A 16,204-nucleotide genomic window follows, 5' to 3' on the forward strand; every position below is an offset into this window, starting at 1 on the left:
GAATTTAAAATCCCCCTCAATTCTTCCTCTGTAGGAACCTCTTCCTGAGCAAAAGCGCCATAAACTTCCAGAAACAGCTCCAGAAGCACAGTTATGTCCCACAGCCTCTTTTCAAAGGCATAGACCACAATACCACGCAGCTCTGCATACAGGAAAGAAAAGTCTTTTCCGTATTCCCCAAGCTTTTCACAGGCATAAACCGGATTTCCGTAGCTGTTTCTATAATTTTCCGGAAGGATATCTGCATACAGATCACGATTCAGTTCTTTCCATTCATCTATAGATAAATCAGCCGCATCTGCAAGTTTCCTTGGTTCCCTGGCTTCTCCCAAAAATACAACGCCATCCATAATTTCCACATTTTTTTCAAGAAAAGCAGCTGTTTTCTGGAAAAAGTCCAGATATGGCATCTGTACTGCTTTCTCCTCTTTGATCTCACATACTCTTTCTTTTGCAAGAGCATAACGTTCCATCAGTAATTCGTCCACACGTTTCCCTCACTTTTCATTTTTATACGAAGCTATCCGTCACAGCACTGACAGCGCCTGTTTGAATAATTGTTTCCGCGATCAGCACACTTCTTATTCTTTTTTGGACATATCGTCGATCACATGTCCTTTTTCTACATGCTGGTCAATCAATTCCTGCATATATTCCCAGATTTTTGGTGCTCCCTCACCAGTACGGCGGTTTCGTGTGTAAATCTGACTTTTCTTCACGCCATGCTCTACCCAGCTGATTCCATCTGTAGCATTGTTCAGAAAAAGTGGCTGACTGTTGTCCAGCATGTGCGCATATTTGGCCTCTGGTGTTTCATAAGCTTCGAACTCTTCCCAAAGATCATAAAGCCATTTTCCCTGGTCTTCCGGAAGAATGCCGTAAATGCGCTGTGCTGCAGCTTCTTCTCTTGTATGCTGGGTAGCTCCCCCAACAGTGTCATAAGCATAGGTATCTCCGGCATCAATCTCTACCAGATCGTGAATCAGTACCATAGGAATGACTTTGGAAAGATCAACTTCCTCTGGTGCATATTCTTTCAAAAGTACTGCCATAAGTGCCAGATGCCAGGAATGTTCTGCATCGTTTTCCTTGCGTTTTCCATCCGCCAGATAGGTCTGACGCATAATATTTTTCACTTTATCTGCTTCCAGAATAAAGTCTAATTGCTTTTTTAAACGTTCATCCATATATATTCCCCTTTCCCCTGTCTGATCAATTATTATTGCTTTCAAACAGATTTCCGCAATACATACGCCGTGCTCTACAATCCAGTCAGGTATACTCCGATCCACACAATCAGAAACAATCCATTGCTGATTGAACCGATAATGCTGGTTTTATGGCTTCTGCCCTCCTCAGAAAAGCTGAGCAGTCCCATAATAAATCCGTATACGGAAAGAAGGGTGGCAAATAAGCCCACTCCTCCTACCAGAAACCCAAAGCTGTCATCCAGAAGATACGCCAGGACAACAGCCGTTATAAACAACAAAAAGGACGCTGCCGCCAGACCGGCAGACAGCTTCCCTTTTTTCGCTTCTTTTTTCTTTGTAAATGAATATCTATATCTTCTTGCCATAATGGAACTTTCTCCTAAATGGACATGTCTGCTTGCGCAAGCATGTCAAAATATGAAAGTCAGCTGCTGCCATGCAATATCCATAAATCCGCTTAGGTAAGCATGGCTCATACATGGCTGCCATCCAGAACTTTCCTTCGAATATGATTACAGATGAAAAAAAGAACATACCCCAAAGTTGCCCCCAGGGTGTTCAAAATCATATCATCCACATCGAAACAGCCAACCTTCGTGACCAGCTGGATCACTTCCACAGTCAGACTTAATATAAATCCTGATACGCAGATGAGAAAACCGCTGTTCATTCTTCGGAAAATAACAGGAAGGATAAACCCGAAAGGCAGGAAGCCTATCACATTTCCGAATATGTTGGAAAATACTGCAAATGTGCCAAGCTGCTCCCGGTATATCCAGAACCTTCTGATTTCCACAAAGGGAATCAGATTATACCTGTATACCCGTTGCGCCTCTGCCGCCCTGCCATATTCCTCTGAAAAGAACAGAAAATAGACAAGAAAGATTATATAGATGGCGAACAGCAGGATTCCCATACGGCGAATTAAAATCTTCGTTTCCTTTTTCAAAAAAATCCCCTTAAATCATCATATCGGATTTGCCCTTCAGAAGTCTGGCACCATTCACGATCATGAGAATACCAGTGGACACACCTGTCACCAGTGTGATGATCCCAAGTGCAATACTTCCGGCACCTACGCCAGATACGATTTTATAAAGCTTTTCACTCATCAGCATTTCCTCCTTTTATCATTATGCCGCCAGTTGCCGCAGCACACTTTCAGAATTTTTAATGCTGCATAGAATTCTCTTATTCTGCGCCGTACTGCTCATAGTATGCATCAATAGCAGCTTTTAATGTATCATCAATGATGACTTTCCCTTTATACTCTTTGTTGTAAAGATGCTCTACTACCTCTGCCATAGTTACAATAGCAGTTGTCTTAAGGCCATATTTCTCTTCAATCTCCTTTAAAGCGCTCTTGGTACCCTGTCCGCGCTCCATACGATCTACAGAAACCACAAGACCGATTGGAGAAACATCACCCTGGGCTTTGATGATCGGCAGAGTCTCCTGAATAGAAGTTCCGGCTGTCGTAACATCCTCGATGATCACAACCTTATCTCCGTCCTCAATCGGGCTTCCAAGAAGAATTCCCTTATCCCCATGATCCTTTACCTCTTTACGATTGGAGCAATAGCGGATATCCTTGCCATACTCCTCGCTGATTGCCATTGTCGCTGCAACAGTCAGCGGAATTCCCTTGTATGCAGGTCCAAAAAGCACATCAAAATCCAGACCGAATTTGCTCTCAATTGCTTTTGCATAATACTGTCCTAATTTTCTTAACTGAGCTCCTGTACGATAAAATCCTGTGTTTACAAAAAACGGAGTCTTTCTTCCGGATTTGGTTACGAAATCTCCAAATTTCAATACATTGCAATCAATCATAAACTCAATAAATTCCTGTTTATACTGTTCCATTTTTATCCTCCTCGTATATGGGCTGTATCTGTTATTGTTCTTTCTTAAAGCATATTGAAAAAAACTCTTGCATACACCAGTTTCAAAGCAAAACCCGGTTACATTATTGTTCACTCCGGGAACAGTAATGTAACCGCTTCGCGCTCTCTTTATAGTAGCACAAAATATGAGCGTGGTCAAAATCTCTTTTAAACCGCGAAGTAAAACCTATTTCAGTGTCACTGTTCACTCCGTTCACAGTAACACGCTTCGCGATGCACAGAAATCATGCATTCGCATGATTTCGCGCCACACTTCTCGGGTTTTCTGTGAACTACGTTCACGAAAAACACCTCGCAGAATGTTACCAGTGAATAGTAACCTATTTCACACATCCGATCAGCTCATTAATCTCTTCCACTTTCTGTCTCTCAAGGAATGCAGCCATACCATCCACAACCTCCTGAGTAGTATATGGATTGATGAAATTTGCAGTTCCTACAGATACTGCAGTGGCGCCCGCCATAATGAATTCCAGGGCATCTTCAGCACTTGCAATTCCACCCATTCCGATAATTGGGATCTTCACTGCATTTGCCACCTGATAAACCATGCGTACTGCCACAGGCTTCACAGCCGGACCGGACATACCACCTGTTTTATTTGCCAGTGCAAACGTTCTGCGGTTAATATCAATCTTCATTCCGGTAATGGTGTTAATAAGGGAAACCACATCTGCACCGCCTGCTTCTGCTGCCCTTGCCATCTCTGTAATATCTGTTACATTAGGACTCAGCTTCATAATCACCGGCTGTCTGGCATATTTTTTTACTTCTCTTGTAATGGCCTCCAGAGCCTTGGGATTCTGTCCAAAGGCAATGCCGCCTTCCTTTACATTCGGGCAGGATACATTGATCTCCAGCATATCTACAGGCTCATTTCCAAGACGTTCCACAACCTCACAGTAGTCCTCTGTGGTCTTTCCGCATACATTTACAATGAACTTCGTATCGAATTTCTTCAAAAATGGAATATCTCTCTCACAGAAAACATCGATTCCAGGATTCTGAAGACCGATAGCATTCAGCATTCCTCCTGTGGTCTCTGCTACACGGGGTGTAGGATTTCCAGGCCACGGCACATTTGCCACGCCTTTTGTCACGACTGCACCAAGATTATTCAGGTCTACAAATTCACTATATTCCGCACCGGAACCAAATGTTCCAGATGCAGTCATTACTGGATTTTTCAGAGTCACTCCTGCAAGATTTACGCTCATTTTGCTCATAACTCCACCTCCGTACTTCTGAACACCGGACCGTCTTTACATACGCGCTTATTGTGTACATGAGAATGGGCATCCGTTTCTGTGGACTGGCATACACAGCCAAGGCAGGCACCGATACCACATGCCATGCGCTCTTCCATGGAAACCCAGCAGGGGATTCCCTTCTCCAGTGCATAGGCCTTGATGGCGCGAAGCATAGGCTTAGGACCACAGGCAAAAATCACGTCTGCTTCCAGGTCATTCTCCCGGATCGCATCCATTACATTTCCTTTGGTTCCGGCAGAGCCGTCTTCTGTTGCAATGTATACCTCACCATTTTTTTCAAATTCCTCATTTAAAAACAGCTCATCACGATAGCCAAGAACTGCAATCTTCTTAGCATCCAGCTGCTTCATGGTCTCCAGCATAGGCGGAACACCGATTCCTCCGCCCATAAGGAATACCCTCCTGCCAGCAGCCTCTTCCAGTGGAAATCCATTTCCAAGAGGTCCAAGAAGTTCAAGCTGTGCACCTGCATGCAGTCTGGAAAAGCTTTCTGTACCTGTTTTCGGACCTGTTACACGATAGACAAGGCGAAGTGCACCTTTTTCTTTATCAATTTCACAAAGACTGATAGGGCGTGGCAGCAGTTTGCTTCCATCCTGTGTATAAACGGAAACGAACTGTCCCGGCTTCGCATTCCCTGCAATGGTCTTTGTCTGAATCCACATGCTGTAAATGTCTTTTCCAATACATTCCTGGCTGAGGACTGTACAGGTTTCTTTTACCTTTGTACCCATTTTCTTCCTCCTAGCGGTTCTCAAGTGCAGTGCTGATGTCAAGAATCATGTCTTTCACTGCCTGACGGGAAGCATCTGCATAGTTCGCTTCACCAAACTTAGCGTATTTCTCCTGCTTGTAAGCTGCAATAATTCCTCTGGAGGAGTTTACGATAGCGCCAAGACCATCTTTGTTAAAGAAATGTACAAGATCTGCACCCTTACCACCCTGTGCGCCATATCCTGGTACCAGAATAAAGGTTTTTGGCATAAGTTTTCTTAATACTTTGCCCATTTCCGGATAGGTAGCACCTACAACTGCGCCTACATAGCTGTAACCATCTCCCATAAGCTCATCTCCCCATTTGGCAACTTTCTCACCAACCCACTCATAGAGAGGACGTTTTTCAATTATTCTGTCCTGGAACTCACCGCTGGACGGATTGGAGGTCTTAACCAGAACAAAAATTCCTTTTTTCTCTTCTTTACAAACATCCATGAAAGGCTTCACTCCGTCTGTTCCAAGATATGGGTTTACAGTTGCAAAATCCTCATTAAATGGAACATAAGTCTTGCTTCCTACCTGAACCTTTCCAAGATGTCCGACGGCATAAGCTGCAGATGTGGAACCGATATCACCACGTTTAATATCTCCAATTACTACAAGGTCTTTTTCCTTGCAATAATCTACAGTACGCTTGTAAGCCATAAGTCCCGGAATTCCAAACTGTTCATACATAGCGATCTGCGGCTTCACAGCAGGAATCAGATCATGTGTGGCATCCACAATTCCTTTATTGTACTGCCAGATTGCTTCTGCAGCACCTTCCAGCGTCTCTCCGAATTCCTTGAATGCAGCTTCCTGGATCTGCTTCGGAATATAATTCAGCATTGGGTCAAGGCCTACTACAATAGGGGCTCCTGTTTTCTTGATGTTGGCAATAAGTTTGTTGATCATGGGTGTTTCCTCCTTAATATGTTTTCCTGGAAATTTCATTTTTTTCTTATTTAGCAGCAGAATCCTTGTACACAATCTTACCGTTGCAAATAGTGTATAGGATCTTTCCTTTCACCTCTTTGCCCTCAAATGGTGTATTTTTGCCTTTGGAAACAAAGTCCGCTTTGTGAATGGTATATGGATTCTTAATGTCCGCGATTATCACATCTGCCGGATGTCCTTTCTGTAAGGTTCCGCATGGCAGGTTCAGAATCTGAGCCGGATTGTAACTCATCTTCTCTACAAGCTGGGAAAGAGTGAGGATTCCAGTCTCTACAAGAGCGGTGTAACTAAGTGCAAAGCTGGTCTCGATTCCCACAATTCCGAAAGCTGCGGTTCTCATGGAACCGGTTTTGTCTTTCTGGGTGTGTGGGGCATGATCCGTGCTGATTACCTGAATGTAGCCCTCCTTCAGACCTTCAATCAGCGCATCCACATCTTTCCTGGTACGGAGAGGCGGATTCATTTTATAGTTTGGATCATCTCTTTCAATATCATCAGATGTGAGTATAAAATGATGGGGGCAAACTTCTGCTGTTACATTCTCAACGCCTTCTGCCTTTAACATCTTCATCATAATTGCAACACCTTTTGTAGAACAGTGGCAAAGGTGCAGCTTAGCGCCTGTCTCAATGGCAAGCAAAGAATCTCTTGCCGCAATGGTATCTTCTGTGGAATTGCAGATTCCCGGAAGCCCAAGGCGTTTGGCGTTCTCATCCTCATTCATGCAGCCATTCCCACGAAGAGACATATCCTCACAGTGATCAAAAATAGGAAGTCCGGCTTTCACGGCTTCTTCCATCGCCTGCTTGCAAAGGCTTGCTTTCATAACAGATTTACCATCTTCGGAAAGAACAGGTACTCCTGCTGCTGCCATGCCTGCAATATCAGAAAGCTCTTCCCCAAGTTCTCCCTTTGTCATGGCTCCTGCCTGGAGCACATGAATAGCGGAAACCTGCGCAGCTTTATTTTTCACATAGTTTGCACGGTCAGGGCTGTCAATAACCGGTGTGGTGTTCGGCATCGCCACTACAGTAGTCACACCGCCTCTTGCAGCTGCATGGGAACCGGTTTCAATGTCTTCCTTCTCCGTCTGTCCAGGATCACGAAAATGTACGTGAAGATCCACAAGGCCTGGCATTACTACCAGTCCCTTAGCGTCTATAATCTTGTCATCTTTATCCTTTGCTTCCAGCTTCTCTCCCACTTTTTGGATTACGCCGTCGTCCAGATAAACATCCGCAATTTTATCAATCTGAGCAGCCGCATCCACAACACGTCCGCCTCGAATCAGAATACCCATTTGGTTCTCTCCCTTCTGGTATAACGTAAACTTTATCACAACCTATCATACACGAATTTTTTCATTTAATAAAGAGTTTTTTTCCCTTCCGGCATTTTTCCTTATATCTTCCACCCAATTATATTTTTTGTTGCACAATTTTAATTATCCTTGACTTTTTTTAGTTCAGGTTATATAATCAATCCATGTCGAAGATTATTTAATGTAAAATCACTAGTTTTTAGAGATTATATATTTACATGATATAGTCTGTAAAATCTGGTGATTTTTTTCGCCAGAACATCTTTTTAATTTTTTATTTTTTATGGAGGTAACTCAAAATGAACAAGGGCACTGTAAAATGGTTCAACGCTGAAAAAGGTTATGGTTTCATCACAGGAGAAGACGGAGCTGATGTATTCGTACATTTTTCTGCAATCAATGGTGAAGGCTTCAAATCTCTTGAAGAAGGCCAGGCTGTAACATATGACTTAACAGAAGGCGCTCGCGGAATGCAGGCTGCTAATGTTACTAAGTTATAATTGAAGCAACTGAAGCAGAAATTTCCCCTCGGAATCATATCCGAGGGGATTTTTTATGTAATAAGAAATCTCCTCAGAATTTCCTATTATAAAAAAATCCCTATCTGGCAGGATTACACTGCAGCGGAAGGGTAAATATCGCCCAAGACGCCCCACCGTAGGCGGAGAGTCCTGTAGACAGGATTCTTTTTATTGTTATTATATAAACAAAATGGGGACAGATCCGAAATCCATCCCCATCTTTTTAAGCTACCTCAGGCAGTTTTTTCTTATATTTTCTTATATTTCATACTTATTCCGCCTCTGAATCTGCACTAAGTCCATTCAGATAAGAATCCAGTGCAGAAGTATCCATAACAGTCTCTGTCGTCACAGTCTCCTGACCTTCTGTAACCTTTCCGTAAACAGAATAACCAATCCAGCATACAGCAACCATACACGCAACAAGCGCTGCCAGCTTCTCAATAGTAAGGATCAACTTCTCCTTTTTCATAATTTTCTCACGGTTTGCTTTTTCTGCTTTATAGGCATCTACTTTCTTCTGACTCATAGCCGCACGTCTCCTTTGGGATAAAATATCAACTTAGATGAGTATATCATATTTCCCAACAAAATGGAAGTATGTTCACTTACAGTTCACAAAAAACACCTCGCGAAATGTTATCAGTGAATACGCTCTAGAGCATGTTTGAAAAAGGCTTTCTGCAAGATGTGCGTCATAATTTGTGGGAGATTTTGTCCGGATGAGGGCGCCGTAGCGGGCTACGACAATCGAATTCGGACAAAATATACCGCAAAGTGGGGCGTGCAGATTGCGGGAATGATTTTTCAAACAGGCTCTAGCATCAGACAGCTACAATAATTCCTCCATCATTTGCATACATACTGCTGACACCGGCTGTGTCAAGAACCACAATATCAGCCAGCTTCATCTTCTCCTGGATGGCTTCTTTAAGCATATTTGCTTTCTTCGGGCTGTTGCAGTGGGAAATGGCAAGAATTTTGTTCTCACTGTTTTCTGTCACTTCCACAATTTTATCCACCATTTTCACAAGCGCCTTATTCATGCCTCGTGCCTGATCCAGCTGGCAGATCGTCCCCTCCGGAGTAGATCCCATGATCGGTTTGATCTTAAGGGCTGTTGCCACAAGCGCTTTCACACGGCTGAGGCGGCCATTTTTACGTAAGGTTTCCAGATTCTCCAGCACAAAAAAAGTGTGCTGTTCTTCAATATATTTATTCACAACGCTGACAACATCCTCAAACGGAAGGCCGGCATCTTCGCACTGTGCAATTTTCATTGCAATCAAAGTCTGCCCGATAGAAGCAGAACAGGAATTGAAAACATGAATCTGAACGCCTTTTTTCTCCTCATGAAGAAGACTTGCTCCAAGCACTGCACTGTTATAGGAACCACTGAGTTCAGAGGAAAGAGTAACGCAATATATATGTTCGGCTTCGCAGTCAAATGCCTTTCTGTAGCTCTCAGGCGACGGGCAGGCTGATTTCGGACATTCCGGGCAGGCAGCAACTTTCTGTAAAAAATCTGCCTGGTTAAATGTCTCGTCATCTATTATATTCTCACTTCCAACAGTCAGTGTAAGCGGTACGGAAGCAAATCTTTCATCCTGTTTCCACTGCTCCAGAAGTTCTCCACAGCTATCTATCACAATTTTATAACTCAATTATATCGTCCTCTTTTCCGTAATATGTAGTTTTAAATACCACATCTATATTAACACATTACTATGTGTTTGAAAAGAGTTTTTTCTTCCATTTTCCCCCAAATTGCTTTATAATGGTTATTGTTCATCAGCAACTGATTTTCATATATTGATGTCGTCGACAGACGACATGCCCTTTAGAAAGGAGGTCCCTATGCTCGCTTTAAAAATCACTGACCAGAAGAATTTTACCAATAAGCTTTTTCTTGGAGATACCTTCGATCTCTTCTGGCTAAACCAGGCAGAGATCATTACCAGCAATGTTTTTTCCATTGACGGCAAACTCCAAACTGATTTTTTCGATAATGATGAGCAGGAATTTTTAGCTTCCAGCCACCGTACATTCTCTCTCTGGAAAGAAGTAAAACCATTTTGTTATTCTGTTATCCGTGGAAAAAAAGCGCCTCTTTCTTTCAAAATCGTGCTTCAGTTTTCTCCGAACAAGACCGCTGCATTATTGCAGAGTTCTGCATTTTCACTTTCTCCCGAACTGATAACAGGTCTGTATTTGAATCTCCAATATAAGAATAAGACCTTGTTTTGTATTACCGGAACATCTATGAAAACCTTTCTTCCCGGTAAAGAACTGGACCACCTTTGGGAGCAATATGTGATGGATTTTTTTCATCGCAGCGGATTATCCGTAGAAGAAGTTTAATCCTGTCAGAATAGGTTCTCCATTATTTTTCCAACAGAGCCATTCTGGCATTCCACGTCTGGAACCTTGCTTTCTTTTTCATCTCCCAGATAAAAGGCGATCATATCTACAAATTCACTGTTGGTAGGTCTGTATTCCAGAGGATATCCGGCAATCTCTTCCAATCTTTCCCGATGATTTTCCCAACATACATTTACAATTGTACGAATATCATGCTCAATATTAGATGGCTTGGATTTAAATTTCTTTGCAAGCTTTGGATAAATATCTTTTGTGATCTTCATTGGTCTTTCCTGAAATTCCATTGTCATGCGTATGGCTTCCGCCACAAAATAGTATCCTTTATATTTCGATGTCGCACCAAGTTTGCGTATCGTGCCGTATACCTCTCTCATTTTTTGTCCCTCCCACAATAAGTTATACTTCTGATTCTGCATCTGCAGTCAGCCCTTGATTTGCCTCTACATATAATACGAGTTAAATTTGCCTTTTTTAGCATTTCGAGACAAAAATTAAGAGAATTGTAATATTTTTTAGGAATTTCGAGATAAAATCTATAAAAAACCGAATAACAGGATAAACTTTTCCAATTTTTTCATATAAAAAGGACAGGCGTCCTAAATGCAATACTCATTTAAACGTCTGTCCCTTTTTGTCATAACTTATTTTGTCAGCATAAGCAGAATTTCATTGCTTCTCTGAACAAATCTGGTCATCTCTTCCGGTGAAAGCTGTTTATGGCTCAGCATAGCAAGATCATACAGTTCCTCGCAAATAACCGGGGTCTTCTCAGAATCCTTGTTATCTGCTACAAACTGAACCAGCGGATGTTTCGCATTCAGAACCAGAGTTTCCTGACCGCCAAACATAGATGGATCCATGCCGTACATATTGTACATCTTCATCATATCCTGCATACGGCGGCTTTCTTCAGAAAGGGTCATCATAGCAGCAACTTTTTCATTTTTCAGATTCTCAACCTTCACTTCCAGTTTGTCATTCTTCAATGCTCCTCTGAATACTTCTGTAAGAGTCTTGGAAGTTTCCTCGTCAGCAGCTTCCTCTCCACGCAGTTCTTCTGTAAGATCTGCATCAATTCTTTTAAACTGGATAGTCTGATCCTTCTGCTCCAGATGGGAAATAAAAGCGCTGTCAATATTGTGTTTCAGAATAACAGCATCCTTCTTTGCCTCACGGAACATGTTAATATACTGACTCTGCTGAACCTCATCTGTTACATAGAAGATAGTAGTCTTCTCAGGCTCTTTCTCGTCTTTCGCGCCGTCCTCTTTCTTCTCTTCTGTGGATTCAACAGTCTCTTCTGTCTTAGTCTCAGCTTCTGGTTTCCTGTTCTCTTCGATGCAATCTTTCAGAGTCAGATATTTGCCATCAATGTTCTTGAAGAGGATATAATCATTCATCTTATCTGAGAACTTACTGTCCTTAATGCAGCCATATTTGATAAATGGACTGATATCATCCCAGTATTTCTCGTAGGACTCACGGTCTGTTTTACACATTCCGGTAAGCTTGTCCGCTACTTTCTTTGTAATATACTCGGAAATCTTCTTCACGAAGCCATCGTTCTGCAGTGCGGATCTGGATACATTCAGTGGAAGATCCGGACAATCAATTACACCTTTCAGAAGAAGCAGAAATTCTGGAATTACTTCCTTGATGTTATCTGCGATAAATACCTGGTTATTGTACAGTTTGATCGTACCTTCAATGGAATCATATTCTGTATTGATCTTCGGGAAGTACAGAATACCTTTCAGGTTAAACGGATAGTCCATGTTCAAATGAATCCAGAACAAAGGCTCCTTATAATCCATAAAGACTTTACGGTAAAACTCTTTATATTCCTCATCTGTACAACTGTTTGGATGTTTCATCCACAATGGCTCCGGATCACTTAAAGATACCGGACGTTTGTTGATTTTTACTTTATCTTTCGCAGGAGATACTTCTACGACTTCTTTCTCACCTTTGTCGTTCTCTTTCTCCTCAGTCTTGGCCTCCTCGTGGATACGCTCTACAATTACATCATCATCACGAAGCTCAGCCTCATCAATGGTCTCATACTCCTGCGGTGCATTTTCCTTAGACAGATAGATATTTACCGGCATGAAAGAACAATATTTCTCAATAATCTCTCTCATACGATATTCGTTGGAAAACTCTGTACTCTCATCATTTAAAAACAGAGTAATTTCAGTACCAACTGTAGTCTTATTGCCTTCCTGCATATCATACTCTGTACCACCATCACAGGTCCAATGTACTGGAGCAGCGCCCTCTTTATAAGAAAGAGTATCAATATGAACTTCATCTGCTACCATAAATGCTGAATAAAAGCCAAGTCCAAAATGACCGATGATCTGATCATCCGTGGTCTTATCTTTATATTTGGAAAGAAACTCAGTAGCTCCTGAAAAAGCAATCTGTGTAATATACTCTTCCACTTCATCGGCCGTCATACCAAGACCTGTATCAATAAACTTCAAAGTCTTCTCTTCCGGATTCACAATAACTTGTACTTCAGCTTTGTAATCATCCGGAAGTGTGTATTCACCCATAACATCAAGTTTCTTAAGCTTCGTAATTGCATCACAACCATTGGAGATTAACTCTCTTGCAAAAATGTCGTGATCAGAATATAACCATTTCTTTATAATTGGAAAAATATTTTCACTGTTAATTGATAAACTACCATGCTTCTCAGCCATGCAGCTCACTCTCCTTTGTCTTCTTAATTATACAAACTATAGTAATACCAAACTGACTAAAAGTCAAGGAAAATTTAGCACTCATTTTAATTGAGTGCTAGTAATATTACTGTTCACTGGTAACATTCCGCGAGGTGTTTTTTGTGAACAAAGTTCAAAGAAAACCCGAGAATCTCAGCGCGAAATCATGCGAATGCATGATTTCTGTGCATCGCGAAGCGTGTTACTGGTCACGGAGTGAACAGTAACCTAGTAATTATTATTAAAAGAAGGGAGACCATTTCTGGTCTCCCTCATTCGTTCTGCTCTCATTCACAATTACTGTTTATTTGAGAATCCACTATTATTTTTTCTTATTGCGGTAAACAAGAATTCCTGCAATTAAGACAATCGCAACAATCAGAATAATTACAAATGGGAGGATTGGAGTATTATCCCCGGTCTTTACTGCATTCTTCTGATTTGCATCTGTTTTGTCTGCAGCCGGTGTCAGAGTCTGATTCGGTGCAGCATTTACAGTGAAATTAACCTGCTTGGTATCCTGTGTTCCAGTGTTTACCCAGTTGCTTCCATCAAACTGCTGCTGATTATATGTGACAGTCAAAGTATAATTTCCATTCTTGCCCATGCGGAAAGTTGCAGAATATGGTGCGCCGTCCCAGCTTCTTGCCTCAAGAACCTCCCAGTTCAGCGGCTGATATCTTACATCTCCCTTAATCGGATTTTCAATATCCATACCTGCGCCAACTGCAGTGAAAGTAATCTTGGTCTCTGTAGTATAGTTTCCATCGGAGCTGATTCCTGTGATACTGTTATTCCCTGCATCAGATACAATCGGTCCACGGCTTACAGTGACATTAACAGATACTACAAGGCTCAGGTTATCCGGATTGGTAACACCGTCTGGAAGAGCAGCAGTACCTTTCACAGAGAACTTCTGTGCTTCTGTACTGTTCTGATTATATGCACTGCCCTTTACATCCCATTTTACAGAGGCATTCATATCGCCCTTGTTTGTAGTAATCTTAACAGTAGATGGAAGCTGCAGTCCAGCTGCTGACTTCTCAACCCCGTTTGCCAGACTGATATCAGATACTTTGCCTACAGCTGTAAGCTTGGCAGTAGCTTCTGTTACTGTAAAGCTTACTGGAATATTCAGGTAATCTGTCTGATCTGTCTTAATGGAAACAGTCTGTGTATAGGTTCCTGCTGCCAATCCAACTGCCGGTGCAACAGTAAAGGATACAGACTGGTTTGCATTTGCCTCTAATTCTGAAGCAGACGGAGCACTTACTGTAAATTCGTTTCCGCTTACACTTACAGCAATACCGGTTAATTTCACATTTCCAGTATTGGATACATTGATTGTAACTGCCGCCGGTGCTTCTTTGTAACCAGCTTCTTTACTGTCGAATTTCACTTCGGAAATGTCGGTAGTAAATGAAGGAGCTGGAGTAATCTCCGGAGTCACTTCCGGGGTGACTTCTGGTGTTACTTCCGGAGTTACCTCTGGGGTGACTTCTGGTGTCACTTCTGGAGTTACCTCTGGGGTGACTTCTGGAGTGACTTCTGGTGTCACTTCTGGAGTTACCTCTGGGGTGACTTCTGGTGTCACTTCTGGAGTTACCTCTGGTGTCACTTCCGGGGTGGTTTCCGGTGTAGCTGGTTTCTCTGCTGGCTGCTGATCTGTATTCGTATCATCCTGCTTCTGCTCAGCTATTGTAAGCTTTGCAATGAAGGAAACCTTTACACCTTCCTCTGTTTCATAAGTGATCGTATCACTATATTCTCCAACAGCTGTACCTTCTCTTGGCATAACCCATGCATCAACTGATTCTCCAGCCTCAAGAGAACCCAGATCCTTCACCATAAAATGTTCCGGACTGATTTCTTTGAAATTAAGAGTGCTGTTGCCAGTATTCTTAACAGTTACAGTCTTAGTCATAGAAGAATTCGCATTTTCCTGTGTGAAACCTGCATTTACGGTTCCAAAATCAAGTACTGCAGTACCATCTTCTGCAGTATTTTCTGCAACAATTTCTGCTGTATACACAGGTTCCTGCTGGGCAGGGGATTCAGCTGATGCTCCCTGATTTGCAGCCTCAGCCTGTCCATTTTCAGGAACTTCCAGATAGTCTTCTGTTCCAATGTTAATCACACTGTCATCTGTAGTGATCTCAGACTGGGAATTGTCAGCAGAATTCTCTGTGTCCTGTCCATCTGCCGGCTGCATAACATCAGCGGAAGAATCAGTTGGTTCATCAGCACCAATGTCAATTACTTCCTCGGTTTGTGTATCTTCTGCTACATCCTGAGCCGGCTGTGTGTTCTCATCTGTCTGGGAACCTTCCGCAGGTGTATCCTCTGCTGCGATCTCCTGAGCAGGGGTTTCCTCTGCCGGTGCAGCCTCCTGCTCTCCCTCTGGAAGCTCTGTTGTCTCTTCCGGAGCTTCTTCCGGTGTAGCCACAATTTCAACTGTATTTACTTTCAGTTCTCCGGTTATGCCCATTTCGGCCTTTCCGGTAATTTTCAGCTCGATCTTATTTCCAAGATCTTCATCAACAAGCTTATAGGTCTTCTCAGTGCCTACTTCAGTAAGCTGATCTCCAACTTTTCTTGACCAGCTGAACGTTACATAATCGTCTGTAAGTCCTTCCGGTGTAACCTTTTCATAATCGGCGCTAAGCTCAGAGCCTACAGCTGCAGTTCCCTTAATCTTAAGCTGACCTCCAAGTTCTCCCTCTGGTGCTGCTGCCGCAAATACCAGAGACGGAAGCAATGAAAGCATCATAAGAAAAGTCATGACCATTGCTATAATTTTCCTAGGTCTCATATGCCATCCTCCTTTACATTCCCCTTTTAGGCTGACCTGTAACATTATTGTAACATATTTTAAACATTTTCACAAGCACTTTTATTTTATTGTAATTCTTACAGTGCATGTGACAGTGCTACTGTTCGCTCCGCGCACCGCAACCACTTCGCGCTGCACAGGAATCATGCATCCGCATGATTCCGCGCCCAGATTCTCGGGTTTTCTGTGAAATTTGTTTACAAAAAACACCTCGCGGAACATTGCCAGTGAACCATAACGCGATAGTTGCTGGTCACTTCTTTCTCCGGAAAACATCTTATGGGATGTATCTTCTCTTCTGAACAGTAACACATTA

18 protein-coding genes and 1 pseudogene are annotated in these 16,204 nt (G+C 42.4%); 3 read left to right on the forward strand and 16 right to left on the reverse strand.

Translation table 11 applies throughout. The annotated features are described in order from the left end of the window. The 10 genes and pseudogenes from AB5642_RS11975 to AB5642_RS12020 all read right to left on the reverse strand — a co-directional run. A pseudogene (locus tag AB5642_RS11975) lies at nucleotides 1-488 on the reverse strand (leucyl aminopeptidase); the annotation flags it as partial. A gap of 93 nt (nucleotides 489-581) precedes the next feature. Continuing rightward, complete coding sequence (locus AB5642_RS11980) at nucleotides 582-1,187, reverse strand: HD domain-containing protein (protein WP_173718279.1); 606 nt, start codon at nucleotides 1,185-1,187, stop codon at nucleotides 582-584. Between the two features lie 74 nt (nucleotides 1,188-1,261). Further along, on the reverse strand, nucleotides 1,262-1,576 hold the full coding sequence (locus AB5642_RS11985; RefSeq protein WP_118579034.1) for a DUF6142 family protein: 315 nt from the start codon (nucleotides 1,574-1,576) through the stop codon (nucleotides 1,262-1,264). A gap of 107 nt (nucleotides 1,577-1,683) precedes the next feature. Next, a complete protein-coding gene (locus AB5642_RS11990; RefSeq protein ID WP_243252138.1) occupies nucleotides 1,684-2,160 on the reverse strand; it encodes a VanZ family protein in 477 nt (158 codons plus the stop codon). A gap of 10 nt (nucleotides 2,161-2,170) precedes the next feature. After that, nucleotides 2,171-2,323 (reverse strand): hypothetical protein, encoded by a 153-nt coding sequence (locus tag AB5642_RS11995; RefSeq protein WP_173717277.1) that lies wholly within the window; start codon nucleotides 2,321-2,323, stop codon nucleotides 2,171-2,173. Between the two features lie 79 nt (nucleotides 2,324-2,402). Further along, nucleotides 2,403-3,077 carry an orotate phosphoribosyltransferase gene (gene pyrE, locus AB5642_RS12000; protein ID WP_118579037.1) on the reverse strand — a complete coding sequence of 225 codons (675 nt, stop codon included), beginning with the start codon at nucleotides 3,075-3,077 and terminating at the stop codon, nucleotides 2,403-2,405. A 361-nt stretch (nucleotides 3,078-3,438) separates the two neighbouring features. Then, entirely contained in the window at nucleotides 3,439-4,344 is a 906-nt protein-coding gene (locus AB5642_RS12005) for a dihydroorotate dehydrogenase (protein ID WP_368371644.1), read from the reverse strand. Further along, nucleotides 4,341-5,123, reverse strand: a complete 783-nt coding sequence (locus tag AB5642_RS12010; RefSeq protein WP_173718277.1) for a dihydroorotate dehydrogenase electron transfer subunit — start codon at nucleotides 5,121-5,123, stop codon at nucleotides 4,341-4,343. Before AB5642_RS12010 ends, AB5642_RS12005 begins: the two co-directional genes overlap by 4 nt. Nucleotides 5,124-5,133: 10 nt before the next feature. Beyond that, nucleotides 5,134-6,060 carry an orotidine-5'-phosphate decarboxylase gene (pyrF, locus tag AB5642_RS12015; protein WP_173718276.1) on the reverse strand — a complete coding sequence of 309 codons (927 nt, stop codon included), beginning with the start codon at nucleotides 6,058-6,060 and terminating at the stop codon, nucleotides 5,134-5,136. A gap of 46 nt (nucleotides 6,061-6,106) precedes the next feature. Next, on the reverse strand, nucleotides 6,107-7,402 hold the full coding sequence (locus AB5642_RS12020; protein WP_195391934.1) for a dihydroorotase: 1,296 nt from the start codon (nucleotides 7,400-7,402) through the stop codon (nucleotides 6,107-6,109). Nucleotides 7,403-7,722: 320 nt separating this feature from the next. Here AB5642_RS12020 and AB5642_RS12025 point away from each other — a divergent pair, with 320 nt between their 5' ends. Continuing rightward, entirely contained in the window at nucleotides 7,723-7,923 is a 201-nt protein-coding gene (locus tag AB5642_RS12025; protein WP_008705499.1) for a cold-shock protein, read from the forward strand. Between the two features lie 292 nt (nucleotides 7,924-8,215). On the opposite strand, the gene AB5642_RS12030 is transcribed toward AB5642_RS12025, so the two are convergent. Then, entirely contained in the window at nucleotides 8,216-8,473 is a 258-nt protein-coding gene (locus AB5642_RS12030; protein ID WP_118579046.1) for a hypothetical protein, read from the reverse strand. Between the two features lie 75 nt (nucleotides 8,474-8,548). Beyond that, nucleotides 8,549-8,695 (reverse strand): DUF6783 domain-containing protein, encoded by a 147-nt coding sequence (locus tag AB5642_RS12035; protein ID WP_308768450.1) that lies wholly within the window; start codon nucleotides 8,693-8,695, stop codon nucleotides 8,549-8,551. Here AB5642_RS12035 and AB5642_RS12040 point away from each other — a divergent pair. Further along, a complete protein-coding gene (locus tag AB5642_RS12040; protein ID WP_306467798.1) occupies nucleotides 8,633-8,785 on the forward strand; it encodes a DUF6783 domain-containing protein in 153 nt (50 codons plus the stop codon). The genes AB5642_RS12035 and AB5642_RS12040 overlap by 63 nt on opposite strands. On the opposite strand, the gene AB5642_RS12045 is transcribed toward AB5642_RS12040, so the two are convergent. Continuing rightward, nucleotides 8,769-9,608: a DegV family protein gene (locus AB5642_RS12045; protein ID WP_173718274.1), complete on the reverse strand. Its 840-nt coding sequence runs from the start codon at nucleotides 9,606-9,608 to the stop codon at nucleotides 8,769-8,771. The genes AB5642_RS12040 and AB5642_RS12045 overlap by 17 nt on opposite strands. Nucleotides 9,609-9,801: 193 nt before the next feature. Here AB5642_RS12045 and AB5642_RS12050 point away from each other — a divergent pair, with 193 nt between their 5' ends. After that, nucleotides 9,802-10,305 carry a DUF5721 family protein gene (locus AB5642_RS12050; protein WP_173718273.1) on the forward strand — a complete coding sequence of 168 codons (504 nt, stop codon included), beginning with the start codon at nucleotides 9,802-9,804 and terminating at the stop codon, nucleotides 10,303-10,305. Nucleotides 10,306-10,310: 5 nt separating this feature from the next. Here AB5642_RS12050 and AB5642_RS12055 read toward each other — a convergent pair whose 3' ends face one another. The 3 genes from AB5642_RS12055 to AB5642_RS12065 all read right to left on the reverse strand — a co-directional run bounded on the left by AB5642_RS12055 (nucleotide 10,311) and on the right by AB5642_RS12065 (nucleotide 15,867). Next, on the reverse strand, nucleotides 10,311-10,700 hold the full coding sequence (locus AB5642_RS12055) for a sporulation initiation factor Spo0A C-terminal domain-containing protein (RefSeq protein WP_118579052.1): 390 nt from the start codon (nucleotides 10,698-10,700) through the stop codon (nucleotides 10,311-10,313). 267 nt (nucleotides 10,701-10,967) lie between these two features. Further along, entirely contained in the window at nucleotides 10,968-13,034 is a 2,067-nt protein-coding gene (gene htpG / locus AB5642_RS12060) for a molecular chaperone HtpG (RefSeq protein WP_173718272.1), read from the reverse strand. Nucleotides 13,035-13,377: 343 nt separating this feature from the next. Next, nucleotides 13,378-15,867 carry a hypothetical protein gene (locus AB5642_RS12065; RefSeq protein ID WP_226837711.1) on the reverse strand — a complete coding sequence of 830 codons (2,490 nt, stop codon included), beginning with the start codon at nucleotides 15,865-15,867 and terminating at the stop codon, nucleotides 13,378-13,380. Between the last annotated feature and the right edge of the window lie 337 nt (nucleotides 15,868-16,204).

Source organism: Ruminococcus sp. 1001136sp1_2201st1_G3_2201SCRN_220225, from assembly GCF_040924365.1.
GTDB classification, from domain to species: Bacteria; Bacillota; Clostridia; order Lachnospirales; family Lachnospiraceae; genus Blautia_A; species Blautia_A faecis.